This is a genomic window from Bradyrhizobium campsiandrae (genome assembly GCF_014529705.1).
Classification (GTDB): Bacteria; Pseudomonadota; Alphaproteobacteria; order Rhizobiales; family Xanthobacteraceae; genus Bradyrhizobium; species Bradyrhizobium campsiandrae.
In genome coordinates this window covers 1-242 of sequence record NZ_JAANIH010000416.1, presented here as the reverse complement: position 1 = coordinate 242, position 242 = coordinate 1, and the positions used below count along the sequence as shown (strand labels likewise).

Annotated in this window: 1 pseudogene; it reads left to right on the top strand. The window is 66.1% G+C overall.

Annotated elements, in window-relative coordinates:
- Positions 1-58 precede the first annotated feature (58 nt).
- Positions 59-242, top strand: a pseudogene (locus G8O24_RS43730) (hypothetical protein); the annotation flags it as partial.

The window sequence follows — 242 nt, the reverse complement described above, 5'->3', positions numbered from 1 at the left end:
CAGCCGCGGCTGCGCGACGCGCCAAGTCGCATGAATCGCGGCACGGACGGTCTCGTCGATGTCGGCGGCCGTCATCGCCGCCGACGATGGGATGCGAAAGCGTTCATCAGGCGTGGGCGGCTACGCCATTTTCGAGCTGCGTGACAAGGCGGAAGCGCTGGCCATGGCCAAGGAATTCATGCAGCTCCACCTCGATCACATGCCGGGCTGGGACGGCACCTGCGAAGTGCGGGCCTTCGCAA